This window comes from Jatrophihabitans sp., from assembly GCF_051960575.1.
GTDB lineage: Bacteria > Actinomycetota > Actinomycetes > Mycobacteriales > Jatrophihabitantaceae > JBQCEE01.
This window is the reverse complement of record NZ_JBQCEE010000108.1, coordinates 1-26,150: the sequence shown is the minus strand read 5'-3', so window position 1 is coordinate 26,150 and position 26,150 is coordinate 1. Positions and strand designations below refer to the sequence as shown.

The window sequence follows — 26,150 nt, the reverse complement described above, 5'->3', positions numbered from 1 at the left end:
ACGATGCCGTTCGCGTCGATGTCGAAGGTGACCTCGATCTGCGGCACGCCGCGCGGCGCCGGCGGCAGGCCGGTCAGCTCGAACATGCCGAGCTTCTTGTTGTAGGCCGCGATGTCGCGCTCGCCCTGGTAGACCTGGATCTGCACCGAGTTCTGGTTGTCGTCGGCGGTCGTGAAGATCTCCGAGCGCTTGGTCGGGATCGTCGTGTTCCGCTCGATGAGCTTGGTCATGATGCCGCCCTTGGTCTCGATGCCGAGCGACAGCGGCGTGACGTCGAGCAGCAGGACGTCATTTACCTCACCCTTGAGCACGCCGGCCTGCAGGGCGGCGCCGACGGCGACGACCTCGTCCGGGTTCACGCCCTTGTTCGGCTCCTTGCCGCCGGTGAGCTCCTTGACCAGCTCGGTGACGGCCGGCATGCGGGTCGAGCCGCCGACGAGCACCACGTGGTCGATCTGGCCGACGGTGATGCCGGCGTCCTTGATGACGTTCTGGAACGGGACGCGGCACCGGTCGAGCAGGTCGGCGGTGATCTTCTGGAACTCCGCGCGGCTCAGCGACTCGTCCAGGAACAGCGGGTTCTTCTCCGCGTCCTGGGTGATGTAGGGCAGGTTGATGCTGGTCTGCTGCGAGCTGGACAGCTCGATCTTGGCCTTCTCGGCCGCCTCGCGCAGGCGCTGCATGGCCATCTTGTCCTTGGCCAGGTCGATGCCGTGCGCGGCACGGAAGTTGTCGACGAGCCACTTGATGATCCGCTCGTCCCAGTCGTCACCACCGAGGTGGTTGTCGCCGTTGGTGGCCTTCACCTCGATGACGCCGTCGCCGATCTCGAGCAGCGAGACGTCGAAGGTGCCGCCACCGAGGTCGAAGACGAGGATCGTCTGCTCGGTGTCGCCCTTGTCGAGGCCGTACGCGAGCGCGGCCGCGGTGGGCTCGTTGATGATGCGCAGGACGTTGAGGCCGGCGACCTGGCCGGCGTCCTTGGTGGCCTGGCGCTGGGCGTCGTTGAAGTACGCCGGGACGGTGATGACGGCGTCGGTGACCGGCTCGCCCAGGTAGCTCTCGGCGTCGCGCTTGAGCTTCTGCAGCACGCGCGCGCTGATCTCCTGCGGGTTGTACGGCTTCCCGTCGATGTCGATCTTCCAGTTCGGGTCGCCCATGTGGCGCTTGACCGACCGGATCGTCCGGTCGACGTTCGTCACGGCCTGGCGCTTGGCGACCTCGCCGACGAGCACCTCGCCGTTCTTGGCGAACGCGACGACGCTGGGAGTGGTGCGCGAACCCTCGGAGTTCGCGATGACCTCCGGCTCGCCGCCGGTCAGGACCGCGACGACGGAGTTGGTGGTACCGAGGTCGATGCCGACCGCACGTGCCATGGGTGATGCTCCTCGATGAGTGCTCGATGTCTTGTCTGGACTCACTACGGGTCTACTCCTCGCAGCTGGTCACTGTCAAAGAAACTGAGCCGACCCCGCTCAAGTTCCCGATGGGGCGCGATGTGTCCCACCTCACAGCGCGCGCATCATCCCTTTGCGCCGCCAGCGTGCGGCTCCGACGCCTGTAGCCGACAACTGGCGGCGCAAACACGGGCGGGGAGCGCCGCTTTGCGCCGCCCGCGTGCGCTTCCGCGCGCTCAGGCCGACAGTTGACGGCGCAAACCCCGGCCGGGCAGTGCCGCCGATCGACGGGAAGACGGGGAGACGGTCAGATGCTGCGGCCGGCGAGGCGGTAGGTGCCGGGGGCCGGGGTGGTGACGACCGTCCAGCCGGTGAGGTCGTCCTCGACCAGGCCGGTGCGGCCGTCGGTGCTGGTGAGCGTGAGGAACTTCGACCAGCGCACCCTGATCGGCACCCTGCAGGCGCACGGCACGTGCAGCACGAGCGCCGACTGTGTGGCCTGCAGCAGCGTCGCCGGGCGGGGCACGATCGGCGTCGGGTCGGCGACCCGGTAGAGCGTCCAGGTGTCGTCGCCCCAGATGCGGCTCAGGTACGGCAGCCCGCGGTGGACGAGGTTCCACTCCCGTCCGGACGGGTCGGGCGAGCGGTGGTCGAAGGCGACGTAGCCGACGGCGTTGTTGTCGAGCCACACGTGGTAGGTGTCGGCGTCGAGCTGCGGCGATTCGAGGATCGGGTTGAGCTCCTGCTGCTCCTGGGTCTCCCAGCCGGTGGCCAGCGCGGCGTGGTCGAGCAGCACGTAGTCGGCGGTGTGGAAGTCCTTGTACTGCACGACCTCGAGGCGATAGTTCTGGATGTGCATGCGGTCGAGCTGCCGCGCGAGCCCGTCGTAGTAGTGCGTGGACGCGGCGGGTTGGGTCGCGAGCGGCAGGTCGGTGATCGCGAAGATCGAGCAGATCACCACGGCCGGCGTGATGATCACGAGCGCGAGCCGGCGACCGACCGCCGCCGTCGCGATCACCGCGACGGGCAGGCAGACGTAGGGCATCCGGGCGAGGTTCGAGCCCATGCCGTTCGGGAACAACAGCAGCACCGGCGAGGCGATGGCCGTCATCCAGGCGACCAGCCGCACCGGCGCGGCCGGACGGGCGAGCAGCATGACCAGCGACGTCGCCGTCACGAGGATCGCCGAGACGACCGGCCAGGTCTGCGGGCCGGGTGAGCCGTAGTAGAAGGCGACGAACAGCAGCGTCGCGCCGCAGAGTGCACCGAGCAGCAGGGCCGGGCGGCGGTGGTCGCGCGAGGTCAACCAGGTCGCGAACAGTGCCATGCCGAGGAAGACGCCGGTGACCGGCGACGAGAAGACGGACGCGATCGTGCCCGCCACGGCGAGCAGCCACCGCCGCTCGCGCAGTCCGATGACGGCGACGACGCTGCACATCAGCCCGAGGGCGAAGGCGATGCGTCCGCTCCAGAGGTTGAGCCCGGCGGTCACCGTGCCGACCCAGGTGCCGGCCACCTGGTAATAGGTGCGGGCGAGCACGCGGTCGGCGAGCGGGGTGAGCGCGACCGTCGTCAGCGCCCCCAGCAGCGGCGCCGTGAGCCACGACGACAGCCACGGGCTGAGCACCGAGTAGTGCCCCGGCGTCGTGCCGCCGCCGAACCACTGGAACCAGTAGGTGAGCCCGACGCCGTGCGCCGTGGCCGAGCCGCGCGCGAGTGCGGCCTGCAGGTCGGCGACGTCCGGCTGGATGATCAGGAACAGCGCCGCGTTCAGCACGCTCACCAGCAGCGGCAGCCGCAGGGTCGGGTGCAGCCGCACACGCCCCAGCCGCCGCAGCGCGTCACGCCGCCCGTGCGGCATCGGCGCGGCGGCCGTGACCGCACCCCGCGGGGCCAGCACGTCGGCGCTCATGGTGCGGCCATCGTCCCACGGCGCGGCGCTGCGCGACCCGGCCTGCTCAGCCCCGCTCGTCCGGCGCAACTCGTGACGGAACGGCGATCGGGTGACGGATCTCGGATCCCGTGACGGCGGAAACGGCCGTCACGGGATCCTGGATCCGTCACCCGATGCGAGAACCGTCAGCAGATCGTGCCGACGAGCACCAGCCGGACGCCGTGCGTCAGCCCAGGCCGACCGACGACAGCCACGCCTTGGCCACGGCCTCCGGGTCCTTGCCTCCGGCGACCTGCGAGACCAGGTCGGCGAGGGTCGAGGTGTCCAGCTTGGCCGAGACCGCGTCGACGGCGTCCTCCATCGGCTGGGTCAGCACCTTCTTGCTGAACAGCGGCACGATGTTCTGCGCGGCGAACATGCTCTTCGGGTCCTGCAGCGACACGAAGTTGTTGGCCTTGATCGACGGGTCGGTCGAGAAGATGTCGCCCGCGTCCACGGTGCCGTTCTTCAGCGCCGTGACCGTGGCGGTGCCCGAGGCGCTCAGCGTGGTGAAGCGGCCGAAGGTCACGCCGTACACCGACTTCAGTGCCGGGATGCCGTCCGGACGCGTGCGGAACTGCGCCGGCGCACCGAAGGTCAGCTTCGACGCCACCGACGCGAGGTCGGCGATCGAGGTCAGCTTGTACTTGTCCGCCGTCGCCTTCGTCACCGTGATGGTGTCGCTGTCCTGCGCGGCGGCGTACTTCGCCACCGCGAGACCCTGGCCGTCGGCGGCGGTCTTCAGCGCGTTGTAGACGTCGTCGGGCGTCTTGGCCGTGGCCTTGCTGTCGAAGTAGGCGAGGATCGAGCCGGTGTACTCGGGGATCGCGCCGATCGAGCCGTCCTTGAGGGCGGCGATGTACACGCCGCGCTCGCCGATGTTGAGCTTCTTGGTGACCGACACGCCCTTGGCGGCCATGGCGTCGCCGTAGATGTCGGCGAGCAGGGCGTTCTCGGGGAAGTCGGCCGAGCCGATCGTGACCGAGCCCGGGGTCGACGGCAGCGAGCCGCCGCCGGCCGGGGCCGACGACGAGCCGGTGTCGGACGTCGCCGGGGTCGACGCGGTGGTCGACCCCGCTGTGCTCGACGGCGTGCTGCCGCCGGTGTTGCCGGAACTGCCACTGCTGCCGCACGCGGTGAGCGACAGCATGGCCGCCACAGGCAGGACGGCGACCAGAGTCGTGCGCTTCATGGTTCTCCTTGAGGGGTGTCAGCCGATGGTCTCGGCCTCGACGGCGACAGCGGTGGCGCCGGCGGTCGGACGGGAACGACGTCGGGTGCTGCGCCCGGTGAGCCCGGGCGACACGGTGAGGCGTTGGACGAGGGCCCAGAAGCCGTCGAGCAGCAGGGCCAGCACGGCGACCACGATGGCCGCGCCGACCATGGCCGGGTAGCCGTACTGCGGGTCGTTGTACTGCGAGACGCCGTCGGCGATGATGCGGCCGAGCCCGCCCAGCAGCGGGATGAACGCCGCGACGGTCACGGTGGCGACGACCTGCAGGGTGGCGCTGCGGATGCCGGACAGGATGAGCGGCAGCGCGATCGGCAACTCGACCTGGCGCAGCACCTGCGCCCCGGTCATGCCCATGCCCTTCGCGGCGTCGCGGGCCGCCGGGTCGACGGCCTGCACCCCGGCGTAGGTGTTGGTGAGGATCGGTGGCAGCGCCAGCAACGTCAGCGCGATCACCATGACGACGAACGAACCCAGCGCGCCACGGTCGAACAACCAGGGCACCGAGGTCAGCACGACGATCTTCGGCGAGAGCGTGACGTAGAGCAGCAGGACGAGCCCGAGGGTCGGCACGGCGCGCAGCGCGTTGAAGGTGCCGACGATCAGGACGGTGCCGCGCCCGGTGTGGCCGATGAGCAGGCCGAGCGGCAGCGCGATGAGGATCGCGACGAGCAGGATCACGCCGGTGTAGACGAGGTGCTCGCGGATCCGAACGATCAACCCGCTCGGCCCCGACCAGTTGCTGGGGTCGTTGAACCAGGCCGGGACGTGCGAGATGCCGCCGCCCGCGTCGTCGGCGCGGAAGCCGGTCATCGCGCCGCCACCGCCCGCCGCCAGGGGGTGAGCACCCGCACCCCGAGCAGGATGAGCAGGTCGAACAGCAGCGCCATCGCGAAGAAGATGATCAGCCCGAGCACGATGGGCGCGGCCTTGTCGAGGTTGTTCCCGTCGACGAACAGCTGCCCGAGCTGCGTGACACCGATGACGGACGCGACCGAGATCAGGCTGACGTTCGACACCGCCGCCACCCGCAGCCCGGCGCCGATCACCGGCACCGCGAGCGGGAGCTGCACCTTGCGCAGCCGCTGCCAGCCGGTGAAGCCCATCGCCGACGCGGCGGCCATGGTCTCGGCCGACACCGAGCCGAGGCCGTCGGCGACCACCCGCACCAGCAGCGCCACCGTATAGAGCGTCAGCGCCACGGCGACGTTGACCGGGTCGAGGATCTTCGTGCCGAGGATGCCCGGCAGAATCAGGAACAGCGCGATCGACGGGATCGTGTAGAGCAGCCCGGCCAGCGCGGTCACCGGCGTGTACGTCCAGTGGTAGCGCCATGCCGCCCAGCCGATCGGCAGCGCGATCACCAGCCCGATCAGCACCGGCAGCACGGCCAGCCACACGGTGGTGCCGAACCAGCCGTCGATGTCGCCGCGGTGGTCGAGGTAGTACTGCCAGACCGCGTTCATGGACGATGCCCTACCGCCTCGACGGCCTCGGCGCGCGCCACGGCCGAGCGCTGCTCGATGCGCGCGAGCACCTCGGTCGCGGTGATGGTGCCGGCGAAGCGGCCGTCGGCGTCGACGACCACCCCGCGTCCGGACGGCGAGGAGAGGGCGGCATCGAGCGCCTGCCGCAACGTGCCGTCGGCCGACGCCAGCGTGCCGCCGAGGTTCAGCGACTCGGGCAGCACCGTCTCGTCCAGGTCGGGGCGGGGCACGAGCCAGCCCTGCGGGTGCCGGTCGGCGTCGACGACGAGCACCCAGTCGTCCTGGGCCCGGTCGGCGGCGAGCCGCACCGGGTCGCCGAGCGCGACCACCGGCTCGTCGCGCAGCGGCAGCCGCCCCGCCTCGGTGAAGCCGAGTGCGCGGTAGCCGCGGTCGCGGCCGACGAAGCCCGCGACGAACGCGTCGGCCGGCCGCGAGAGCAGCTCGGCGGGCGGCGCGATCTGGGCCAGGTGCCCGCCGACGCGCAGCACCGCCACCTGGTCGCCGAGCTTGATCGCCTCGTCGATGTCGTGGGTGACGAAGACGATGGTCTTGCCGAGCTCCGCCTGCAGGCGCAGGAACTCGTCCTGCAGCTGCTCGCGCACCACCGGGTCGACGGCCGAGAACGGCTCGTCCATCAGCATCACCGGCGGGTCGGCGGCGAGCGCGCGGGCGACGCCGACGCGCTGCTGCTGGCCGCCCGACAGCTGGGCCGGGTAGCGCTCGGCGAAGGCCGGGTCGAGCCCCACCCGCTCGAGCAGCTCGAGCGCCCGGCGCTTGGCCTGGCGACGGTCGTGGCCGAGCAGGTACGGCACCGTGGCCACGTTGTCGACGACCGTGCGGTGCGGGAAGAGCCCGGCGTGCTGGATGACGTAGCCGATGCCGCGGCGCAGCTGCTCGGGCTTCACGTCCGAGACGTTGCGTCCGTCGAGCAGGATGCTGCCCGAGGTGGCGTCGATCATCCGGTTGATCATGCGCAGGGAGGTCGTCTTGCCGCAGCCGGACGGGCCGACGAAGACGGTGAGCTGCCCCGTGGGCGCGGTGAGGGAGAGCGTGTCGACGGCGACGGTGCCATCGGGATAGCGCTTGGTGACGGACTCGAACTCGATCACGCCATCCCCACCAATCCTCTAGGAGTGATGCCAGCCTGGCATGGGAACCCGCGCAGATCCCAATCGATTCCGCGCACGGTACCGGAATGCGACGGTTAGTCCGGTGACTCGGTCGGACGCGCAGCCATCCGGCGCAGGATCCCCGCACCCGGCAGTTCGCCGAGCACTGCGACGATGCGGTCGAGCGTGGCGCCGATCAGCGCCACCTGACGCTGGGTGTCGGTGGCTGCGCGCAGGGCCGGCACGGCCTCGCGGCGCAGCACGTCGAGCAGCTCGGGCAGGTCGGCCAGCCGCGCGGGGTCGACCACGGCGGCGGCCTTCTCGAGCGGCGCGACCAGGCTGTTGGTGGCCGTCTCGATGCGGGTGACGGTGCGGTCGAGGCGCTGGATCGTGGCGTTGAAGGCCTCGATCGAGTCGTTCAGCGTCTTGAGGGTGGCGGGCAGTTGCGACACGAGCCGGGCCTGCTGCTCGAGCAGGTCCTGCGCCCACTGCATCTGCTCGTCGGCGCCGCGCACGAGGCCGCCCACGACCGGGATCGCGCCGACCACGTCGGGCACCCGTCCGGACTGCTTGCGCTCGGCCACCCCGCTTTCCTACCCGGCACGGTCACCCCTGTCGACCTGCCGCGCACAGCCGGCGAGAGGGACGTACCACATCACGCGGCGGAAATTGGTTACCGGCGAGTAATAACCAATAGTCTGATGAGCAACACGAGCCACGGCAGCACCTCCGCGCCCGTGGCACCGCACGGCAGAGGAGCAACGTCGTGGCGTTGAGCGCACTCGCGGTGTCCCCGCACGTCGAGCACCTGGCCTACAACCGGGTCTTCGACTGGCACTACACCTCGGTCGGCTGGGTCCGGGCCGGGATCTTCCTGGCGATGCTGGTGATCACCGCCGCCGTCGCCGGCCGCCGGATCGGCTTCCTCGTGAAGCTGATCCGCTCGGGTCGTCCGGTGAGCGGACGCAACGACGAGATCAACCGGCGCGCCGAGACCGAGGTGGTCGAGGTGCTCGGGCAGAAGAAGCTGCTGAAGTGGAGCGCCCCCGGGCTCGCCCACTTCTTCACCTTCTGGGGCTTCATCGTCCTCGGCATCACCGTCGTCGAGGCCGCCGGCGCCCTGATCATCAGCAAGGACTTCGCGTTCCCGCTGTTCGGCCACGCCCGCTGGCTCGGCTTCCTCGAGGACTTCTTCGGCGTCGCCGTCCTGCTCGCCCTGGTCTACTTCTCGATCAACCGCATCCGCAACGCCCCCGAACGGCGGCAGCGCAGCAGCCGGTTCTACGGCTCGCACACGGGCCCGGCGTGGGTCATCCTCGGCATGATCGCGCTCGTCGTGATCACGCTGTTCTGGTACCGCGCGGCGCAGTACAACACCGGCCACTTCCCTTGGGGCAAGAGCAAGGCGCCGTTCGCGTCGTACGCGATCGCCAAGATCTTCCCGTCGTCGCTGCACGCGAACGAGATCCTCGAGACCACGGGTCTGATCGCGCAGATGGCCGTGATCTTCGGCTTCACGATCATCGTCACCTACTCGAAGCACCTGCACATCGCGACCGCCCCGATGAACGTCGGCGCCAAGCGCCTGCCGGACGCCCTCGGCCCGCTGCTGCCCGTCACCGACGCCGACGGCAAGCCGATCGACTTCACCGACGCCGAGAACCTCAGCGAGGACACGGTGTTCGGCAAGGGCAAGATCGAGGACTTCACCTGGAAGGGCTACCTCGACTTCGCGACCTGCACCGAGTGCGGCCGCTGCCAGTCGCAGTGCCCCGCCTGGAACACCGGCAAGCCGCTGTCGCCGAAGCTCGTGATCATGGACCTGCGCGACCACCTGTTCGCGAAGGCGCCGTACATCATCGGCGGCAAGACCGTGCCCGACAACGCGTCGGTGCCGGAGTTCGAGGGCGGCGAGCACGGGCACCACGTGCCCGAGGCCGGTTACCCGCGCATCGAGGGCCCGTCGGAGGCCCAGGCCGTGCGTCCGCTCGTCGGCGACCTCGCCAGCGGCGGTGTCATCGACCCGGACGTGCTCTGGTCGTGCACCACGTGCGGCGCGTGCGTCGAGCAGTGCCCGGTGGACATCGAGCACATCGACCACATCGTCGACATGCGCCGCTACCAGGTGCTGATCGAGTCCGCGTTCCCGAGCGAGGCCGGCGGCATGCTGCGCAACATCGAGAACAAGGGCAACCCGTGGGGTGTGGCGAACAAGGGCCGCTCCGAGTGGTTCAGCGAGCTCTCGTTCGAGGTGCGGCAGGCCGTGCCGGGCGAGAAGCTGCCGGTCGACGTCGAGTACCTGTTCTGGGTCGGCTGCGCGGGCGCGCTCGAGGACCGCTCGAAGAAGGTCACCATCGCCTTCGCCGAGCTGCTGCACACCGCGGGTGTCGAGTTCGCGGTGCTCGGCGAGGCCGAGAGCTGCACCGGTGACCCGGCCCGCCGCCTGGGCAACGAGTTCGTCTTCCAGATGCAGGGCATGCAGAACGTCGAGACGCTGAACTCGATCGAGCGGCACGGCAACCTCAAGATCGTCGCCACCTGCCCGCACTGCTTCAACACCATCGCTAACGAGTACCCGCAGCTGGGCGGCCACTACGAGGTCGTCCACCACACGCAGCTGCTCGGCAAGCTCGTCGACGAGGGCAAGCTGGTGCCGGTCGAGCCGGTCGACAAGAGCGTGACCTACCACGACCCGTGCTACCTGGGCCGGCACAACAAGGTCTACACGCCGCCGCGCGAGGTGCTCGAGGCCATCCAGGGTCTGAAGAAGACCGAGATGCACCGCTGCAAGGACCGCGGCTTCTGCTGCGGCGCCGGCGGTGCTCGGTTCTGGATGGAGGAGAAGATCGGCAAGCGGATCAACGTCGAGCGCACCGACGAGGCGCTGGCGACCGACGCCGACATCATCTCGACGGCCTGCCCGTTCTGCATCGTCATGCTCTCGGACGCCGTGACCGCGGCGAAGGCCGACGGCAAGGCCCGCGACGAGGTCGAGGTGCTCGACGTGTCGCAGGTGCTGCGCCGCTCGCTCGGCGCCCCGGCGGCCCCTGCCGCGCCCGTCGAGGCCGAGCCGGTGCCGACCGACTGACCGACCCGTGGTGATCAACACCCCTTCCGACCGCCTCTGGGCGGACGGGAGGGGTGTTGATCTTTCTCACCCTGAGTAGCGGCTGCCGTCGCGGGGAAGGAACCGGGCGAAAACCTTAGGCTTCGGGACGTGAGTGAGCGACTGGTGAAGGGCCGCGACCGCCGCCCCGGCGACGTCGACCCGGACGCGGGCGCCCTGAGCCGGCTGTGGCAACGCCGGAAGGCGCGCCGCGCGGCGACGAAGCGGCGGGTCGCCGCGATGAGTCCCGGACGCCGGTGGCTGCGCCGCGGCGGCATCGCCGCCACCTGGTTCCTCGGGCTCGTCTCGCTCATGTGCATCGCCGCGCTGGTGATGTTCTACGCGTTCACCGACGTGCCACGTCCCGAGGACGTGCCGCTCAAGCAGATCGCGACCATCGAGTACTCCGACGGCAGCGTGATGGCGCGCGTCGGCCAGGTCGACCGCACCATCGTCAGCCTGAACAAGGTGCCGGACAGCGTGCGTTGGGCCGTCATCGCCGCCGAGGACCGCGGCTTCTACAGCGAGCCCGGCGTCTCGATCAAGGGCACGCTGCGTGCGGCGGTGTCCGACGTGTTCGGCGGCGACACCCAGGGCGGCTCGGGCATCACCCAGCAGTACGTCAAGAACACCTACCTGACCGCCGAGCGCAGCCTGAGCCGCAAGCTCAAGGAGCTGATGATCGCGATCAAGTTGTCACGCGAGTACAGCAAGAACCAGATCCTCGAGTACTACCTCAACACCGTGTACTTCGGACGCGGCGCGTACGGCGTCGCCGCCGCCGCCCGCGCGTACTTCAACAAGGACATCACCAAGATCGACACGGCGCAGGCCGCCGTGCTCGCCGCCCTGCTGCGCGACCCGAACGGCTACGACCCCGCGCAGCACCCGCAGGCCGCGCACGACCGCTGGAACTACGTGCTCGACGGCATGGTCAGCATCAAGCACCTCACCGCCGAGGAACGCGCGACGATGCAGTACCCGGCCGTGAAGCCGCCCGACAGCAAGGGGCTCGGCACCACCGGCCCGACCTGGCTGCTCGTCAACCGCGTGTTCGCCGAGCTGCAGGCGCACGGCATCAGCGAGAACGACGTCTACGACAACGGCCTGGTCATCAGGACGACCATCGACCGCCGGGCCCAGCGTGCCGCCACGAACGCGATCGACACGACCTTCGCGGACCTGACGCCGCAGCAGCGCTCGATCAAGAAGGCGCTCGTGGCGGTCAACCCCGCGAATGGCGCGGTGCTGGCCTACTACGGCGGTACCGGGCTCAACGTGAAGGGCACCGACGGCAAGGTCGACTACAACGACTACGCGAGCCAGGGGCTGCGTCCGCCGGGCTCGTCGTTCAAGCCGTACACGCTCGCGACGGTGCTCTCGCAGACGCTGAAGAAGCGCGGGCCCGGCTATGCGATCAACAGCTACGTCGACGGCAGCGTCTGCACGACGATCCAGGGCATCCAGATCTGCAACGACCCGAGCGACAAGCCGTACTCGTCCCCGTCGATCACCATCGCCAACGCGATGAAGTTCTCGCTCAACACCACCTTCGACGAGCTCGCCGCCAAGATCGGGCCGAACAAGGTGGCGACGACGGCGCACACGATGGGCGTCCAGGAGAAGGGTCCCGATGGCACCCCGACCCTGGCGAACAAGAACGGCGACACCGGCTTCGGCATCGGCATCGGCGACTACCCGGTGACGGTGCTCGACCAGGCCGACGGCTTCGCCACCCTCGCGAACGGTGGGGTCGCCAACGACGCCTACTTCGTGCAGAGCGCCACCACGTCCGGCGGCCAGACCTACTACCAGCACGAGAGCCACCCGACCCGGGCGATCGACAAGCGGGTCGCCAACGACGTCACGCTGACCCTCGAGCCGGTGGCGCAGTTCTCGGGCTTCGCGCTCGACGGCGGCCGGGTCTGCGCGGCGAAGACCGGCACGAAGGACCTGAACAACGGCAACGACAACAGCGACGCCTGGACGGTCGGGTACACGCCGCAGGTGAGCGCGGCGGTCTGGGTCGGCACCGGGTACAGCCGGCCGATCAAGAACGCGAGCGGCGGCGCCGAGTACGGCAAGGACCTGCCCGGACGCACGTGGAAGGCGTTCATGGACGGCTACCTCGCGAACAAGCCGATGGCGCCGATGGCGACGACGCAGCAGATCCAGCCCGCGCCCGGCGTCTCGAGCCAGCCGTCGTACACGCCGCCGCCGAGCACCCCGCCGACCTCGGCGCCGTCGAGCGCCCCGAGTAAGTCGTCGAGCGCCCCGCCGACCTCGTCGCCGGTCACCTCGTCCTCGGCGCCGACCCTGCCGCCACCGCCGTCGTCGAGCAGCAGCACGACCACGCCCGCGCCCGGTCCGACGACGCAGGCGAACTGCGGAGGCCTGCTGCAACCCACCTGTCCACCGACACCGCCCGGCGGCGGCTGACGCGGGGCGGCGGCGCTGCGGGGCGGTCGTGCCAGGATGACGCCGTGACGCTGCCGACGCAGAACGACCCGTCGACCTGGCGCGCGTCCTGGGCGATCGGCGGGCCCTGGGGCCGGTACGCGGCCGTGCGGTCGTGGTGGTCGCCGCTGCGCTGGGTGCTCGTACTGACCCTCGTGTCGCTGCTGTTCGGGGTGGCGGTCAAGGGCTCGTGCATGACCGGCGACCTCACCGCCACCAAGACCTACAGCCACATGTGCGCGTCCGACATCCAGCCGCTCTGGACCGACGCGCACCTGGACACCGGCGCGGTGCCGTACCGCGACACCGCGCTGCCGTACCCGGTACTCACCGGCGGGCTGGTCTACGTCGCGTCGGAGCTGGCGCGCGGCCTGCACGCCGTGCACGACGCGTGGCCGACCTTCGTGCTGTTCGGGGTGGCCGCCGAGCTGCTGCTGGCGCTCGGCGCGCTGCTGGTCACCGGGTGCACGGCGCTGACGGCCCGGCGGCGCCCCTACGATGCGGCGATCGTCGCCCTCTCACCGCTGCTCGTGCTGCACGCCTTCACCGCGTGGGACCTCGCCGCGATGGCGGCGATGAGCGGCGCGCTGCTGGCGTGGGCCCGCGGCCGGCCGGTGCTCGCCGGCGCCCTCGTCGGTGTCGGGACCGCGCTGAAGCTGTACCCGGCGCTGCTGCTGGTGGCGCTGGCGATCCTGGCCGCGCGCACCCGCCGCGTCGCGGAGGTCGGCTGGGCGACCGCCGCCGCGGTGGTGGTGTGGCTGGCCGTCAACGGCCCCATCGGGCTGAGCTACGGCGACAGCTGGCGTGCCTACTACGGCGACGCACGCTCGTCGGGCGCCACTCGCGACTCGCTCTGGGCGATCGTGCACACGCTGACGTCCGGGTCGTTCTCCGACACCGACGCCACCGCCTGGACGCCGACCTCCCTCGCCGTCGGCCTCACCGTCATCGCCGTGCTGCTCGGCGTCGCCTGGCTCGCCCTGCGGGCCCCGGTGCGGCCGCGCCTGGCGCAGGTCGCGTTCCTCTGCGTGCTCGGCTACCTGCTCGCGTCCAAGCACTGGGCGCCGTCGGAGTCGCTGTGGCTGCTGCCGCTGCTGGCGCTCGCCCGGCCGCGGTGGCGGTTGGCGCTGCTGTGGCAGTGCAGCGAGGTGCTGGTGTGGGTCATGACGATGCTGGTCGAGCTCGGCATCACCGCGGCGTCCAGCGGGCACGGGTTCGGCGTCAGCTACGGATGGCTCGCCGTCGCGGTGCTGGTGCGCGACGCCCTGTTGGTCGCCCTCGCGGTCTTCGTCGTCATCGAGATGTGGCACCCCGAGATCGACGTGGTGCGCCTCGACGGCTCCGACGATCCCGGCGGCGGCGTCTTCGACGGTGCGCCGGACTACTGGGCCGAGGACGCCTTCGACGAGCCGGCGGTCGCGAGCGCCGAGCGCAGGTAGTCGATGTCGGCGCCCTGACCGTCCGGCCCGCCCGGCGTCTCGACGACGACGTCGGAGCCGGCGGCGCGGCACACCTCGGCGAGCAACTCGGGCGCGATCGTGCCGGCGGTGAAGTTGGCGTGCCGGTCGGCACCCGAGTCGAAGGCGTCGCGGCTGTTGTTGGCGTGCACGAGGTCGATCCGGCCGGTGATGGCGAGCACTCGCTCGACGATGCCGACGAGGTCCTCGCCGCCGGCGAAGGCGTGGCAGGTGTCGAGGCAGAAGCCGGCTCCGAACTCGCCGACGGCGTCCCAGAGCCGGGCGAGGCGGTCGAAGCGGCGGGCCATCGCGTTCGTGCCGCCGGCGGTGTTCTCGATGAGGATCGGCAGCGGGTACCCGCCCTCGTCGGCCTGCCGGGCGAAGGTCTTGCGCCAGTTGTCGAGGCCGACCTCGGCGTCCTCGCCGGCCGTCAGGTGCCCTCCGTGGACGATGAGGCCCTTCGCGCCGATGTCGGCGGCGGCCGCGGCGTGCTGCGCCAGCAGCTTGCGGCTCGGGATCCGGATGCGGTTGTTCGAGGACGCGACGTTCAGCACGTACGGCGCGTGGACGTAGAGGGTGCGGTCGGTCGTGCGCAGCTCGGCGGCGTCCGGGTGCTCCTTCGGCGCCTTCCAGCCCTGCGGGTCGGCGAGGAAGAACTGCACCGCCTCGGCACCGGTGGCGGCGGCCGCGGCGAGGGGGTGCTCCGAGTCGACGTGTGCTCCGATGGCGGGCATCCTGGGACTGTACGTCCAGAACCGGGCAGAACGTTCGGCGTGGCGGTGGTCAACGAGGCGTAACTCATGCCGATGAGGTTCGTTGACCCACACGACGCTGCGTTAAGCTCACGTTACTTTTGCGACAGACCGGTCAGATCAGGAGATTTTCCATGCGGCCTCGGCACGGACAGCGGTCGACCACTCCCCGCCCCGGGCTGCGCTGGCTCGCCGGCGCCGTGGGTGTCGGGCTGGCCGGCGCCGCGGTGCTGGCCGGTTCGCCCGCCGGTGCGGCGTCCGGCGACGACGTCACCGCGGTCTTCTCGGTCACCGGTGTCTCGACGTCGAACTGCTCCGTCTCGACCGGCGGCGCCGACGTCTACATCAAGCCCGGTGCCGAACTGGACGCGAAGGTGTCGGCCGTCGGCATCACGCTGCTCGGCCTGCCGATCGCGACCAGTGGCCTCGCCCTGTTCGACGGCACGCTGACCATCGACCCGAAGTCGCAGCACCCGATCGTCGAGAAGCTCGACGACAGCAGCGTCGCCAAGATCAACGGCCTCTCGTCCGGGAACCACTCCTTCACCTTCGAGGGCAGCGTCACCCCGGTGAACGCGCTGCTGACCAACCTCAGCACCCTCAAGCTGCTCGGCGCGGGTGCGGCCCTCGACTACGCCGGCACCATCCACGTCACGAACGACGCGCCGAACTGCGGCGTCGCGGTGCAGGTGCCCGGCCCGTCGGTGTCGGTGTCGGTGACCGGTCTGCCGCCGATCCAGGTCAGCGTGCCGCCGGTGAACGTCAGCGTGCCGGTCGACCCGGGCCAGGTGCTGTCGAACCTGCCGCTGCCGGGCAAGACCCCGGCGCCGGGCAAGACGACGACGCCGTCGAAGTTCACCTACACGCCGCCGGCGCCGTCGGTCCCCGAGCAGGTCGTGCCGTCCGGCACCAACATCGTGCTGCCGGGCACCACCGGCGGTGGCTACTTCGGCGGCTCGACGGCCGCCGGCGCCCCGGTCGGCCAGGCGACCACCCCGACCACCTCGACCGCGCCGAGCGCGTCCGCCTCCGCCAAGCCGGTCGACAAGGCCGACATCGCGAAGGCCAAGCACCAGGACCTCGCCTCGGCGAAGGCACCGTCGGCGCAGCTGCCGGTCGTCCTCGCGATCCTCGCGGTCATCGCGCTCGCCGTCGTCACCGCCACCTACGCCCGGCTGTACCTGCTGCGCCGCAGCCAGTAGCCCGGCCCGGCGCCCGGCGCCCGGCGGTCCAAAGCCTGGTGCCGATCTTGTGCAGGACGCGCGCACGCTGAGGCGCGCCAAGCACAAGATCCACAGCCTGGTACCGACCTTGTGCAGGACACGCGCACGCTGAGGCGCGTCGTGCACAAGATCCGCCGGCCCAGGCAGCGGGTCGGCGGGCACCACGCCGTCGGGTACGCTGGCACGGTTGCCCGCGTCCGATGCGGGCCACACCCTCCTGCCACGGACCGTCCGTGGCCGCTGAGACCACAGGAGGAATGGTCGCCTCATGCGCCATTACGAAGTCATGGTCATCCTCGACCCCACGCTCGACGAGCGCACCGTCCAGCCCTCGCTGGACACGTTCCTCAACGTCGTGAAGACCGCCGGCGGCACCGTCGAGAAGGTCGACGTCTGGGGCCGTCGCCGCATGGCCTACGAGATCAACAAGCACGCCGAGGGCATCTACGCCGTCATCGACCTGAACGCCGAGCCGGCCGCGGTGCTGGAGCTCGACCGCCAGCTCAACCTGAACGAGTCGGTCCTGCGCACCAAGGTCATCCGCCCGGACGAGCGCTGACGATGGCCGGCGAAACGATCATCACCGTGGTCGGCAACATCACCGCCGACCCCGAGCTGCGCTTCACCCCGTCGGGCGCCGCGGTCGCGAGCTTCACCATCGCGTCGACGCCGCGCACCTTCGACCGCAACAGCAACGAGTGGAAGGACGGCGAAGCGCTGTTCCTGCGCTGCTCGATCTGGCGCCAGGCGGCCGAGAACGTCGCCGAGTCGCTCACCCGCGGCATGCGCGTGATCGCGTCCGGCCGCTTGAAGCAGCGCAGCTACGAGACGCGTGAGGGCGAGAAGCGCACCGTCATCGAACTCGACGTCGAAGAGATCGGCCCGTCGCTGAAGTACGCGAGCGCCAAGGTCAACCGCACCCAGCGCGGTTCGTCCGGCGGCGGTTTCGGCGGCGGCGGCTCCGACAACGGCAGCGGTGGCGGTGGCGGCAACTACGGCGCGCCCGCCGACGACCCGTGGAGCTCGGCCCCGCCCGCCGGCGGTGGCGGCTTCACCGACGAACCTCCCTTCTAAGACCTCATCCGGAGTACTGACATGCCCAAGCCCCCGGTCCGCAAGCCGAAGAAGAAGGCGAACCCGCTGGTCGCCGCCAAGATCGGCTACATCGACTACAAGGACACCAACCTGCTGCGGAAGTTCATCTCCGACCGCGGCAAGATCCGCGCGCGCCGTGTCACCGGCGTCTCGGCACAGCAGCAGCGGCAGATCGCCAAGGCGATCAAGAACGCCCGCGAGATGGCGCTGCTGCCGTACACGTCCACCGCGCGCTGAGGAAGGACGAACCCATGAAGCTCATCCTCACCCGTGAGGTGCAGGGCCTCGGCCTCGCCGGCGACATCGTCGAGGTGGCCGACGGCTACGGCCGCAACTTCCTCGTGCCGCGCGGTGCCGCGATCACCTGGACGAAGGGTGCCGAGAAGCAGATCGCCCAGATCAAGCGGGCGCGTGACACCCGCCAGATCCGCGACCTCGGCCACGCCCGCGAGATCAAGAACCAGCTCGAGCAGCTCTCGGTCACCCTGACCGCGCGCGCCGGCAAGGACGGCAAGCTGTTCGGCTCGGTCACCACGAGCGACGTCGCCGACGCGGTCAAGGCCGCCGGCGGCCCGGTGCTCGACCGCAAGCGGATCAACCTGCCGGGTCACATCAAGACCGTCGGCAAGCACACGGTCACCGTCGACCTGCACCCGGACGTGACCGCGTCCGTGCCGGTCGAGGTCACCGCCGGCTGACCCACCCCTGCTCGACCCGCGCCCGGGCCGCCCGTCACGGCGGCCCGGGCGCTGTCGTCCCGGCAGCCGTCCGCCCTTTTCGGGGCGTCTCACGGCCGAGGTTCGGGGCGGTGGGCCGCAGGATCAAGGTCGAAGGTTGCTGTCGGCCGGCCGACGACGGCAGTAGCGTGCAGGCATGCGTCCAGCACCCGGCCCCCGACCGCCGGAGGTGCGCCGGCTGCTCGCCGAGCTCGATCGCGCCCAGGCCGAGGTCGACCGGGTGCGCACCCAGATGGACCAGCGCCTCGCGGCGGCCGAGGTGCGGGCGACCAGCGCCGAGGCACGGATCACCGACGCGCTGTACTCGGCGGCCAAGCAGCGGTCCGAGCTGATGCAGAAGGTGCAGCAGGCGATGCAGGCCGTCGCCGACACCGACCGCCTGCGCGAGGAGCAGGTGCAGCGCTCCGAGAACAACGAGCTGCGCCGCGTGCGGGCCGAGCGCGAGGTCGCCCAGCTGACCACCCACCTGCGGGCCGCCGAGCAGCGCCGGGCCGATCTCGCCGACCAGGTGCACCGCATCCAGGTCGAGCTGGCGAACCTCCGGGCCAAGGACGCCGAGCGCCAGGCCGAGACCGAGCGGCTCGTCGCCGCGGCCGAGGAACGGGCCGCCGCCGCGGAGGCCCGCGCGCAGGAGGCCGAGGCGATGCTGCGGGCCGCGGCCGCGACGCTGACCGGCGTGCAGGTACGCGTGCGTTCCCGCACGGTCGAGCCCGGGGTCGCCCCCGTCTGACTTCGTTTCGACGGCGCCGCGCTGCGTGGTTAGGGTGATCCGGATACCGGCTCTGACAGGCAGGATGCGCCGATGACGCTGACCCCCGACACGACCAGCGACGCCCAGGTGACTGCGCTGCACCAGCAGCTGCAGGCCGAGCAGCAGCGCACGGCCGCGATCGTCGAAGAGATGGGCGAGGAGCTCGAGGCCGAACGCGGCCAGCGCCAGCAGTTGCAACAGCTGCTGGACGAGCAGGCCGCCGCGCGGGCGGAGGCCGAGCAGCAGCTGAGCGCGCTCAAGGCCGCCGGCTCGACGGCGCAGCTGCGCATCAGCGAGCTCGAGTCGGCCCGGTCGAGCGCCGAGCACCGCGTGGCCGAACTGCAGGCCGCCACGGCCTCCGCGCAGGAGCGGGTGCACGAGCTCGAGGCGGCCCGTGCGTCGGCGCAGCAGCGCATCGAGACGCTCGAGCAGGCCACGAAGGACGCCGAGCGCCGGGTCGGCGACCTCGAACGCACCGTCACCGAGCTCGAGGCCGAGCGCGCGCGGCTCACCGAGACCCTCGGCGAGCTCGACCGGCTGCGTGCCGAGCTCGACCAGGTGCAGGCCGCCCGCGACGAGCACCTCGCCGCCCGGCGCCAGGTGCAGGAGTCGCTCGACGCCGCCAACGCCCGACGGGCCGAGCTCGAGCAGCAGGTGACCGCCGCCGAGCAGCGGCTCGCCGAGACCGAGCAGCGCCTCACCGCCCAGGCGTCCGACACCGAGCAGCGGCTCACGGCGCAGGTCACCGAGACCGAGCAGCGGCACGCGGCGGTGCTGGCGGACGCGGACCAGCGGCACGCCGCCGCCCTGGCCGAGCTGGCCGAGGAGCTCGAGCACGAGCGCACCACCCGCGGCACCGCCGAGCGCGACCGCGACGAGGTGCGCGGGCAGCTCGAGGCTCGGGTCGCCGAGTTGACCGAGGCGCAGACCGCGGCCGAGCAGGCCCGAGAGCAGCTGACCGCGCAGGTCGCCGAGCTCACCGAGGAGCTCGAGCACGAGCGCACCACCCGCGGCATCGCCGAGCGCGACCGCGACGAGACCCGCACCCGCTTCGAGGCCCAGGTCGCCGAACTGGCCGAGGAGCTCGAGCACGAGCGCACCACCCGCGGCACCGACGAGCGCGACCGCGACGAGACCCGCACCCGCTTCGAGGCCCAGGTCGCCGAGCTCGCCGAGGAGCTCGAGCATGAGCGTGCCGGCAAGGGCGAGCTGCAGGGACGCCACGACGAGGCGGTGACGGCCCGCGGGACGGCCGAGGCGCGGGTCGCCGAGATCGAGGCGCAGCTCGAGCAGCTGCAGGCCCGCATCGACGAGCAGGCCGCGACCATCACGGCGCTCGAGGGCGAGCGGGCGGCCGCCGCCGAGGCCGTGCGGGCGGCGGAGGAGGCGCGCGAGGCGGCGCTGGTCGACCTGCGTCCGGAGACCGAGCGGGCCGACGCCGCCGAGAAGCGGCTGGCGGCCATCACCGCCGAGATCGCCGAAGAGATGGAGATGCAACGCAACGCCCGCCAGCAGCTGCGCCTGCAGCGCGACGAGCACGCCGAGGCGCGTGAGCTCGCCGAGCAGCGGCGGTCCGAGGCGGAGGAGGCGCAGGCGGCCGCGGACGCCGAGCGGCGCGCCGAGGCCGAACGCCGCAGCAAGGCCGAGCAGCGACTGGCCGACGCCACGGCGATGGTGCAGCAGCACCACGCCCGCATCGGCGCCCTGCAGTCGGCGCACGACGAGCACCTCGCCGCCCGCAAGGCGGCCGAGATCCGGCTCGCGCAGCTCGAGCAGCGCATCGCCGACCTGACCGCGCAGGGCGAGGCCGAGGCCGAGCGCGCGGCCGGCGTCGAGCGGCGGCTCACCGAGGCGAACACGCGGCTGACCGAGGAGGTGGAGATGCAGCGCAGCGAGCTGAAGTCGACGCAGTACCGCCACCAGCAGGCGCTGCAGAACGAGACCCGCCGCCGCGAGCTCGCCGAACAGGCCCGCGCCGAGGCCGAGGCCGCCCGTGCCCAGGCCCAGGCGGCCTTCGAGGACGCCGAGCGCAAGCGGATCGACGCCGAGCAGGCCCGCGCCGAGGCCGAGGCCGCCCGCGCCAACGCCGAGCGCGAGCTGGCGAACGCCGACGAGCAGCTGGCGACCGCGGCCTCGGCCCTGGCCAGCCTGCAGCTGCGCCCGCGGCCGACCGCCCAGGCCGACCCGGCGGAGGCCGACGCCGGCACCGACGAGCCCGGTGAGGACGCGCCGGCCGCCGAGGGCGAGACGACCGCGGCATCCGGTCACGACGGCTGATCAGCACCGCCCGCACGATCCGTCAGGGGCCCGACCGGCACGTCCGGTCGGGCCCCTGACGCATCCGCACCGCCCCGGGTGCATCCGCACCAACCTCGTGTCGCGGGCGAGAAGTTTCTTCGGTCCACAGCGATGTGGACGACGCAGGCCCGGTGTTCCGGGCCCGACACGGTGCCCGGCGCGCATCGTCCACAGCTCCGTCCACAGGATGTGAACAACGGCCACGGCGATTCCCACAGGTCGGTCCACGACTGCACCCACAGCGCCGTTTGGGTGATCGCCGGGCCCGGCCCTAGCGTCGTCACGCCCCCCGCCCCCGCCGCTCGCGGAAAGTGTCGTACCCGCCGAGTAGACGTGGTCATGCGGTGCCGGGCCGTGCCGTTGGTCTGAGGGAAGGGGGGCGTCGCGATGACGCTGGCGGAGGAGCGCACGGCCGGGGCCGGCCAGTTCGACCGCGTGCCACCGCAGGCGATCGAGGCCGAGCAGGCCGTGCTCGGCGCCATGATGCTGTCGAAGGACGCGATCGCCGACGTGATCGAGACCGTCCGGCCGAACGACTTCTACCGGCCGCAGCACCAGCTGATCTACGACGCCATCCTCGACCTGTACGCCCGCGGCGAGCCGGCCGACGCCGTGACGGTGTCCAACGAGCTCACCGGCGCCGGGCAGTTGACCCGTATCGGCGGCGCGACCTACCTGCACACGCTCATCTCGCTCGTGCCGACCGCGGCGAACGCCGGCTTCTACGCCGAGATCGTCGCCGAGCGGGCCACGCTGCGCCGCCTGGTCGAGGCGGGCACCCGCATCGTCCAGATGAGCTACGACGCGTCGTCCGGCGGCGCCACCGACATCGTGGGCACCGTCGACGACGTCGTCGACCGCGCCCAGGCCGAGATCTACGAGGTCACCGAGCGGCGCATCGCCGAGGACTTCGTGCACATCGAGACGCTCATGCAGCCGACGCTGGACGAGATCGAGCGCATCTCCGAGACCGGCGGCGTCGGCACCGGCATCCCCACCGGCTTCCAGCAGCTCGACGAGATCACCAACGGCCTGCACCCCGGCCAGATGGTCACCGTCGCCGGCCGTCCCGGCAGCGGGAAGGCATTGGCCCTCGACACCCCGCTGCCGACGCCCACCGGCTGGACGACCATGCGCGACGTGCGGGTCGGCGACCAGCTCATCGGCGCCGACGGCGCGCCGACGACCGTCGTCGCCGCCACCGAGGTCATGACAGCCCGGCCGTGCTTCGCGGTCGAGTTCTCCGACGGCGCCGTCATCGTGGCCGACGCCGAGCACGAGTGGGTCGTCAGCGTGCGGCCGCGCGTCCCCGTCGCGTCCGGCGGCGAGGCGATCTCGAGCGCCGGCGCGGTGCGGTGGCGGCTCACCACGCGGGCCCTCGCCGTCAGCGCGGCGACGGCGAAGCACGTCGTGCAGGACACCGCCACCGGGCGCGTCCGCTCGCGCACGGTCACGGCGGTGCGGCCGATCGCGTCGGTGCCGGTGCGCTGTGTGCAGGTCGACAACGCCGACCACCTGTACCTGGCCGGGCCGACGATGATCCCGACGCACAACTCGACCCTGGCGCTCGACTTCGCCCGCTCGGCGTCGATCAAGCACGGCAAGCCGACGGTCATCTTCTCCCTCGAGATGGGGAAGCTCGAGATCATGATGCGGCTGTTCTCGGCCGAGGCCGGGGTGGCGCTGTCGACGATGCGCTCGGGCCACATGGGTGACCAGGACTGGACGAAGCTCGCGCGGCGGTCGTCCGAGCTGGCCGAGGCGCCGCTGTTCATCGACGACAGCCCGAACCTGACGATGATGGAGATCCGGGCGAAGGCCAGGCGGCTGCGGCAGCGCCACGACCTGCAGCTCATCGTGATCGACTACCTGCAGCTGATGACGAGCGGCAAGCGGGTCGAGTCGCGCCAGCAGGAGGTCAGCGAGTTCTCGCGCGCGATCAAGCTGCTGGCCAAGGAGCTCGAGGTGCCGGTCGTCTGCCTCTCGCAGCTGAACCGTGGCCCCGAGCAGCGCGCGGACAAGCGGCCGATGGTCTCCGACCTGCGTGAATCGGGCACGATCGAGCAGGACTCCGACGTCGTGATCCTCGTGCACCGCGACGACATGTACGAGCAGGAATCGACCCGTGCCGGCGAGGCGGACATCATCATCGCCAAGCACCGCAACGGCCCGACCGCGACCGTCCCCGTCGCCTTCCAGGGCCGGTACAGCCGCTTCGCAGACATGCCGAGCTGACGATTCCCGTGTCACTCCCACAGGGGTCGGGCGGTTCGTTCCCTTCGCGATGGTTCGGGCGGTGAACCGCATCCACGGGGGCGCACGGACGCGCGGCAGAGGGACGGTGTCGCTAGCTTCGCTCCATGCCCCCCGTACCTGCCGTGTCCGGCGGCCGACGCCGCGTCGCGCCTACCGCCTGCTTGCCGCTGATCGTCGCTGCGCTGTCCGTCTCGGCGTGCAGCTCGTCGACATCGGGGTCGGCGGCGCCCGGCACCTCCGCCGGGCCGTCGTCCGCGACGAGCAGCCCGGCCGCCTCGACGTCCTCCGCAGCACAGGCCGGCAGCGTGCCCGACCCGTGCACCCTGGTCACCGCAGCCGAGACCGCCGCCGCCTTCGGCGAGGCGCTCGCCCCGGCCGGCGCCAAGCCGACGCCGGCGAACTCGGGCGGCCAGGCCTGCACCTACGGCACCGGAACGACCCGGCTACTGATCCAGGTGTATCCGAGCACCGCCTTCTATGCGCCCGACCGCGCGATGGTCGGCGCGCGGCCGGTGAGCGGTCCGTGGGACAAGGGCTCGATCGATGACCGCGCCGCCGCCCTGGACTTCGTCAAGGGCGGTCGGACGGTGATCATCAATGTGATCAGCCTGGACGCCCGGCCCCCCGCTGCCAAGCTCATCGCGCTCGCCTCAGCAGCCGCAGGACGCCTCTGATGCCGCGGCGCGGCGCCTGAGTCGGCGACTCCCGTCGCGAGCCAGGCGCCGTCCGGGATCGATGTTGTCTCGAGCCGGGCGCCGGACCAGCCGACCGTCAGGCGGTCGGCACCCAGTACCGGCGGATGCGGGCGTGGTCGGCGGTCGGCTCGACGAGCGCGTCCAGCGCGCCGCCGCAGCGCTCGATCACCGTGGCGGACGCGACGTTCCCGTCGTCGCAGCTCACCATGACCCGGTCGAGGCCGAGCGCCTGCGCGCGGGCGAGCGCGAGCCGCAGCATGGCGGTGGCGTGGCCGCGACGGCGGTGGGCCGGGCGCACGGCGTACCCGATGTGGCCGCCCCACTCGGCCAACTGCTCGTTGAGCCGGTGGCGTAGCGAGACGCGGCCGACGATCTCGCCGTCGAGGTCGCCGACGAGGAAGTCGGCCGGCACGAACTGCGGCGGCACGTCGCTGCCGTCGGCGATCCGCGCGAGCCGGGCCGTGTACTCGGCCCACGGCTCGCCGTCGGTGCAGTGCAGCAGGAACGGGAAGTCGTCGGCGGCCAGCTCGTCGTGCGCCAGCAGGGCCGTCGCCTCGTCGTCGGCACACAGCGGTCGGAGCAGGAGCGGCATGACCCCATCGTCCGGGATCCGGCCAGCGCCTTTGGTCGAGCGACGTCAGCCGGCGGACGGCAGCCCGAACCGTGCGCGGTCGGCGTAGGCGACCAGGGAGAGATACAAGGCGTGGTAGCCGACGAAGCGCCGGACGAACGGGCAGGACGGGCGCACGTGCCACGACCGGGCCCGTGCTTCGTCCAGGGCGGCGGTGATCAGCTGCGAGGCGAGTCCGCGGCCGCCGAAGCCGTCCTTGGTCTCCGTGTGCGTGAAGTCCGCGACACCGTCGTGCAGCGTGTAGGCGGCGAGCGCCGCGAGCTCACCGTCGACGCGCAGCTCGAACTGCCCCTCGCCCGGGTTGTCGCTGATCGCGACGTCGTCGCTGCTCATCCGATCGGCCTCGCCTTCACCAGGTACGCCTCGATGACGACGTTGTAGTCGTAGTCGGCGCCGTCGTATTCCGCGCAGGTGGTCAGCACCAGCCGGTCGGGCACCGACTCGTCCTGCCACTCGCCGATGTACCCCAGGTGGTCCTTCAGTACGCCGTACACGGTGCGCACCTCGTAGGTGAGCACGCCGGTGCCGGTGCGCAGCACGATGCGCGACCCGGCCAGCGCATGCACCGGGTACACGGTCGTCGTCGGCGACGGCGCCGTGATCCCGCCGGTGCCCGGCGCGATGCTCGGCAGCTCGGCCGTGCGTCCGCGCAGGATCTCGCGGGTCGCGACCGACGACGCGGCGTTGAGCACCTCCTGGTCGTCCTCGGCCCACGAGTGGCCGAACAGGTAGCTCGTGCGTGCCGCGCTGCCGGGCGCGACGCCGAATCCCTCGCGCACCCAGCAGACGGTGTGGTGCTGCTCGCCGGGCGGGTCGTACGGCCGCACGTTCGGCATCGCACAGACGTCGGCGGCGACCCTGACGTGCGGGCCGGTGAGCCGGAAGGACGTCGGGGCCGACGCGGCGACGTCCTGGATCGCCGGTGCCGCCGGGATGCTCGCGGGCGGCAGGCGCTCCCACACGACCGTGCCGGTCGCGGCGGCGGGCCGCGACGTTCCCGTGCCGTCGACGGCGCCGGGGCGCGCGAGCGCGACGCCGCAGACGACATCGGCCAGCGTGAGCGCGGCGACCGAGACGGCGAGCACGTGTGAACGGGACGTGAGACGAGGCATCACCGTCCACGGTAAGGGTCGGAGGGGCGCACGGTCACGCTGCGTGCCCTTCTACAGTGACCATCCACCGGCCCCCGCCCGAGGAGAACCATGCCCGAGCCGACCCTTGCCGAGCAGTTGCTGGACGCCCAGGTCGCCTGGATCGTCGATCAGCTCACCGGCGCCGACGCCGCCGCGAACCTCGCGCGCGACGTCGACGACCTCCTCGACTTCGCCGGCAGCGCGCCGATCAGCGAGCTGCTCGACCCCGCCGACGTCAAGGACATCGCGCGGCACGTCGTCGACCTCGTGGGCGCCACGGCGCTCGCCGACGAGACCGTCGGCGCGGTGGCCGACGCCGTCTACGACCTCGACGCCAGCGGCGAGTACCAGCTCGGCGCCGTGATCGACCGCGACCCGGTCGACGCGCTGATCGTGAAGGCG

23 protein-coding genes and 1 pseudogene are annotated in these 26,150 nt (G+C 71.5%); 13 read left to right on the top strand and 11 right to left on the bottom strand.

Features of this window, described 5'->3' with window-relative positions; all coding sequences use genetic code 11:
* The 7 genes from dnaK to ACTHMS_RS05640 form a co-directional block, all read right to left on the bottom strand.
* The coding region (dnaK, locus tag ACTHMS_RS05670) for a molecular chaperone DnaK (protein ID WP_440305701.1) at positions 1 to 1,376 on the bottom strand (1,376 nt) is incomplete at its 3' end.
* 328 nt (positions 1,377 to 1,704) lie between these two features.
* Complete coding sequence (locus tag ACTHMS_RS05665) at positions 1,705 to 3,309, bottom strand: hypothetical protein (protein WP_440305700.1); 1,605 nt, start codon at positions 3,307 to 3,309, stop codon at positions 1,705 to 1,707.
* A 208-nt stretch (positions 3,310 to 3,517) separates the two neighbouring features.
* Positions 3,518 to 4,522, bottom strand: coding sequence for an ABC transporter substrate-binding protein (locus ACTHMS_RS05660; RefSeq protein WP_440305699.1), 1,005 nt, complete (start codon positions 4,520 to 4,522; stop codon positions 3,518 to 3,520).
* Positions 4,523 to 4,540: 18 nt separating this feature from the next.
* Complete coding sequence (locus ACTHMS_RS05655; protein ID WP_440305698.1) at positions 4,541 to 5,374, bottom strand: ABC transporter permease; 834 nt, start codon at positions 5,372 to 5,374, stop codon at positions 4,541 to 4,543.
* Positions 5,371 to 6,027 (bottom strand): ABC transporter permease, encoded by a 657-nt coding sequence (locus ACTHMS_RS05650; RefSeq protein WP_440305697.1) that lies wholly within the window; start codon positions 6,025 to 6,027, stop codon positions 5,371 to 5,373. The genes ACTHMS_RS05655 and ACTHMS_RS05650 overlap by 4 nt, the downstream gene beginning before the upstream one ends.
* Positions 6,024 to 7,157 (bottom strand): ABC transporter ATP-binding protein, encoded by a 1,134-nt coding sequence (locus ACTHMS_RS05645; protein WP_440305696.1) that lies wholly within the window; start codon positions 7,155 to 7,157, stop codon positions 6,024 to 6,026. The genes ACTHMS_RS05650 and ACTHMS_RS05645 overlap by 4 nt, the downstream gene beginning before the upstream one ends.
* A gap of 95 nt (positions 7,158 to 7,252) precedes the next feature.
* Complete coding sequence (locus ACTHMS_RS05640; protein ID WP_440305695.1) at positions 7,253 to 7,741, bottom strand: hypothetical protein; 489 nt, start codon at positions 7,739 to 7,741, stop codon at positions 7,253 to 7,255.
* Positions 7,742 to 8,037: 296 nt separating this feature from the next.
* On the opposite strand from ACTHMS_RS05640, the gene ACTHMS_RS05635 reads away from it, so the two are divergent.
* The 3 genes from ACTHMS_RS05635 (at position 8,038) to ACTHMS_RS05625 (ending at position 14,159) form a co-directional block, all read left to right on the top strand.
* The gene (locus ACTHMS_RS05635; protein ID WP_440305702.1) at positions 8,038 to 10,245 is read left to right on the top strand and encodes a heterodisulfide reductase-related iron-sulfur binding cluster; all 2,208 of its coding nucleotides are present in this window, start codon (positions 8,038 to 8,040) and stop codon (positions 10,243 to 10,245) included.
* Positions 10,246 to 10,374: 129 nt separating this feature from the next.
* On the top strand, positions 10,375 to 12,702 hold the full coding sequence (locus ACTHMS_RS05630) for a transglycosylase domain-containing protein (RefSeq protein WP_440305694.1): 2,328 nt from the start codon (positions 10,375 to 10,377) through the stop codon (positions 12,700 to 12,702).
* 44 nt (positions 12,703 to 12,746) lie between these two features.
* Positions 12,747 to 14,159: a glycosyltransferase family 87 protein gene (locus ACTHMS_RS05625; RefSeq protein WP_440305693.1), complete on the top strand. Its 1,413-nt coding sequence runs from the start codon at positions 12,747 to 12,749 to the stop codon at positions 14,157 to 14,159.
* Here ACTHMS_RS05625 and ACTHMS_RS05620 read toward each other — a convergent pair.
* Complete coding sequence (locus ACTHMS_RS05620) at positions 14,102 to 14,911, bottom strand: deoxyribonuclease IV (RefSeq protein WP_440305692.1); 810 nt, start codon at positions 14,909 to 14,911, stop codon at positions 14,102 to 14,104. The two genes, ACTHMS_RS05625 and ACTHMS_RS05620, sit on opposite strands and share 58 nt — an antisense overlap.
* A gap of 152 nt (positions 14,912 to 15,063) precedes the next feature.
* Here ACTHMS_RS05620 and ACTHMS_RS05615 point away from each other — a divergent pair, with 152 nt between their 5' ends.
* The 9 genes from ACTHMS_RS05615 to ACTHMS_RS05575 all read left to right on the top strand — a co-directional run bounded on the left by ACTHMS_RS05615 (position 15,064) and on the right by ACTHMS_RS05575 (position 23,963).
* Positions 15,064 to 16,131, top strand: a complete 1,068-nt coding sequence (locus ACTHMS_RS05615) for a hypothetical protein (protein WP_440305691.1) — start codon at positions 15,064 to 15,066, stop codon at positions 16,129 to 16,131.
* 289 nt (positions 16,132 to 16,420) lie between these two features.
* Positions 16,421 to 16,711 carry a 30S ribosomal protein S6 gene (gene rpsF / locus ACTHMS_RS05610; protein WP_440305690.1) on the top strand — a complete coding sequence of 97 codons (291 nt, stop codon included), beginning with the start codon at positions 16,421 to 16,423 and terminating at the stop codon, positions 16,709 to 16,711.
* Between the two features lie 2 nt (positions 16,712 to 16,713).
* Positions 16,714 to 17,226 (top strand): single-stranded DNA-binding protein, encoded by a 513-nt coding sequence (locus ACTHMS_RS05605; protein WP_440305689.1) that lies wholly within the window; start codon positions 16,714 to 16,716, stop codon positions 17,224 to 17,226.
* A gap of 21 nt (positions 17,227 to 17,247) precedes the next feature.
* Positions 17,248 to 17,484 carry a 30S ribosomal protein S18 gene (rpsR, locus tag ACTHMS_RS05600; protein WP_440305688.1) on the top strand — a complete coding sequence of 79 codons (237 nt, stop codon included), beginning with the start codon at positions 17,248 to 17,250 and terminating at the stop codon, positions 17,482 to 17,484.
* 14 nt (positions 17,485 to 17,498) lie between these two features.
* Positions 17,499 to 17,945, top strand: a complete 447-nt coding sequence (gene rplI / locus ACTHMS_RS05595; protein WP_440305687.1) for a 50S ribosomal protein L9 — start codon at positions 17,499 to 17,501, stop codon at positions 17,943 to 17,945.
* 175 nt (positions 17,946 to 18,120) lie between these two features.
* Complete coding sequence (locus tag ACTHMS_RS05590) at positions 18,121 to 18,714, top strand: hypothetical protein (protein ID WP_440305686.1); 594 nt, start codon at positions 18,121 to 18,123, stop codon at positions 18,712 to 18,714.
* Positions 18,715 to 18,786: 72 nt separating this feature from the next.
* Entirely contained in the window at positions 18,787 to 21,012 is a 2,226-nt protein-coding gene (locus tag ACTHMS_RS05585; protein ID WP_440305685.1) for a hypothetical protein, read from the top strand.
* Positions 21,013 to 21,420: 408 nt separating this feature from the next.
* Positions 21,421 to 23,268, top strand: coding sequence for a replicative DNA helicase (dnaB, locus tag ACTHMS_RS05580; RefSeq protein ID WP_440305684.1), 1,848 nt, complete (start codon positions 21,421 to 21,423; stop codon positions 23,266 to 23,268).
* A 125-nt stretch (positions 23,269 to 23,393) separates the two neighbouring features.
* Positions 23,394 to 23,963 carry a DUF3558 family protein gene (locus ACTHMS_RS05575; RefSeq protein ID WP_440305683.1) on the top strand — a complete coding sequence of 190 codons (570 nt, stop codon included), beginning with the start codon at positions 23,394 to 23,396 and terminating at the stop codon, positions 23,961 to 23,963.
* A 97-nt stretch (positions 23,964 to 24,060) separates the two neighbouring features.
* Here the strand turns inward: ACTHMS_RS05575 and ACTHMS_RS05570 are convergent, their stop codons facing one another.
* The 3 genes from ACTHMS_RS05570 to ACTHMS_RS05560 are packed head-to-tail and all read right to left on the bottom strand — an operon-like array spanning position 24,061 to position 25,727.
* On the bottom strand, positions 24,061 to 24,576 hold the full coding sequence (locus tag ACTHMS_RS05570; RefSeq protein WP_440305682.1) for a GNAT family N-acetyltransferase: 516 nt from the start codon (positions 24,574 to 24,576) through the stop codon (positions 24,061 to 24,063).
* Between the two features lie 45 nt (positions 24,577 to 24,621).
* A complete protein-coding gene (locus ACTHMS_RS05565) occupies positions 24,622 to 24,948 on the bottom strand; it encodes a GNAT family N-acetyltransferase (protein WP_440305681.1) in 327 nt (108 codons plus the stop codon).
* Positions 24,945 to 25,727: a sortase domain-containing protein gene (locus ACTHMS_RS05560; protein WP_440305680.1), complete on the bottom strand. Its 783-nt coding sequence runs from the start codon at positions 25,725 to 25,727 to the stop codon at positions 24,945 to 24,947. The genes ACTHMS_RS05565 and ACTHMS_RS05560 overlap by 4 nt, the downstream gene beginning before the upstream one ends.
* Before the next feature lie 90 nt (positions 25,728 to 25,817).
* Here ACTHMS_RS05560 and ACTHMS_RS05555 point away from each other — a divergent pair.
* Positions 25,818 to 26,150 (top strand): annotated as a pseudogene (locus tag ACTHMS_RS05555) (hypothetical protein); the annotation flags it as partial.

Excerpts from the sequence above, each read along its gene's own strand:
- dnaB (WP_440305684.1), top strand. The coding sequence starts at position 21,421 with ATGACGCTGGCGGAGGAGCGCACGGCCGGGGCCGGCCAGTTCGACCGC.
- ACTHMS_RS05635 (WP_440305702.1), top strand. The coding sequence starts at position 8,038 with ATGCTGGTGATCACCGCCGCCGTCGCCGGCCGCCGGATCGGCTTCCTC.
- ACTHMS_RS05665 (WP_440305700.1), bottom strand. The coding sequence starts at position 3,309 with ATGAGCGCCGACGTGCTGGCCCCGCGGGGTGCGGTCACGGCCGCCGCG.
- ACTHMS_RS05620 (WP_440305692.1), bottom strand. The coding sequence starts at position 14,911 with ATGCCCGCCATCGGAGCACACGTCGACTCGGAGCACCCCCTCGCCGCG.
- ACTHMS_RS05585 (WP_440305685.1), top strand. The coding sequence starts at position 18,787 with ATGACGCTGACCCCCGACACGACCAGCGACGCCCAGGTGACTGCGCTG.
- ACTHMS_RS05650 (WP_440305697.1), bottom strand. The coding sequence starts at position 6,027 with ATGAACGCGGTCTGGCAGTACTACCTCGACCACCGCGGCGACATCGAC.
- rpsR (WP_440305688.1), top strand. The coding sequence starts at position 17,248 with ATGCCCAAGCCCCCGGTCCGCAAGCCGAAGAAGAAGGCGAACCCGCTG.
- ACTHMS_RS05575 (WP_440305683.1), top strand. The coding sequence starts at position 23,394 with ATGCCCCCCGTACCTGCCGTGTCCGGCGGCCGACGCCGCGTCGCGCCT.
- ACTHMS_RS05560 (WP_440305680.1), bottom strand. The coding sequence starts at position 25,727 with ATGCCTCGTCTCACGTCCCGTTCACACGTGCTCGCCGTCTCGGTCGCC.
- ACTHMS_RS05605 (WP_440305689.1), top strand. The coding sequence starts at position 16,714 with ATGGCCGGCGAAACGATCATCACCGTGGTCGGCAACATCACCGCCGAC.
- rplI (WP_440305687.1), top strand. The coding sequence starts at position 17,499 with ATGAAGCTCATCCTCACCCGTGAGGTGCAGGGCCTCGGCCTCGCCGGC.
- ACTHMS_RS05655 (WP_440305698.1), bottom strand. The coding sequence starts at position 5,374 with ATGACCGGCTTCCGCGCCGACGACGCGGGCGGCGGCATCTCGCACGTC.
- rpsF (WP_440305690.1), top strand. The coding sequence starts at position 16,421 with ATGCGCCATTACGAAGTCATGGTCATCCTCGACCCCACGCTCGACGAG.
- ACTHMS_RS05660 (WP_440305699.1), bottom strand. The coding sequence starts at position 4,522 with ATGAAGCGCACGACTCTGGTCGCCGTCCTGCCTGTGGCGGCCATGCTG.
- ACTHMS_RS05565 (WP_440305681.1), bottom strand. The coding sequence starts at position 24,948 with ATGAGCAGCGACGACGTCGCGATCAGCGACAACCCGGGCGAGGGGCAG.
- ACTHMS_RS05590 (WP_440305686.1), top strand. The coding sequence starts at position 18,121 with ATGCGTCCAGCACCCGGCCCCCGACCGCCGGAGGTGCGCCGGCTGCTC.
- ACTHMS_RS05615 (WP_440305691.1), top strand. The coding sequence starts at position 15,064 with ATGCGGCCTCGGCACGGACAGCGGTCGACCACTCCCCGCCCCGGGCTG.
- ACTHMS_RS05570 (WP_440305682.1), bottom strand. The coding sequence starts at position 24,576 with ATGCCGCTCCTGCTCCGACCGCTGTGTGCCGACGACGAGGCGACGGCC.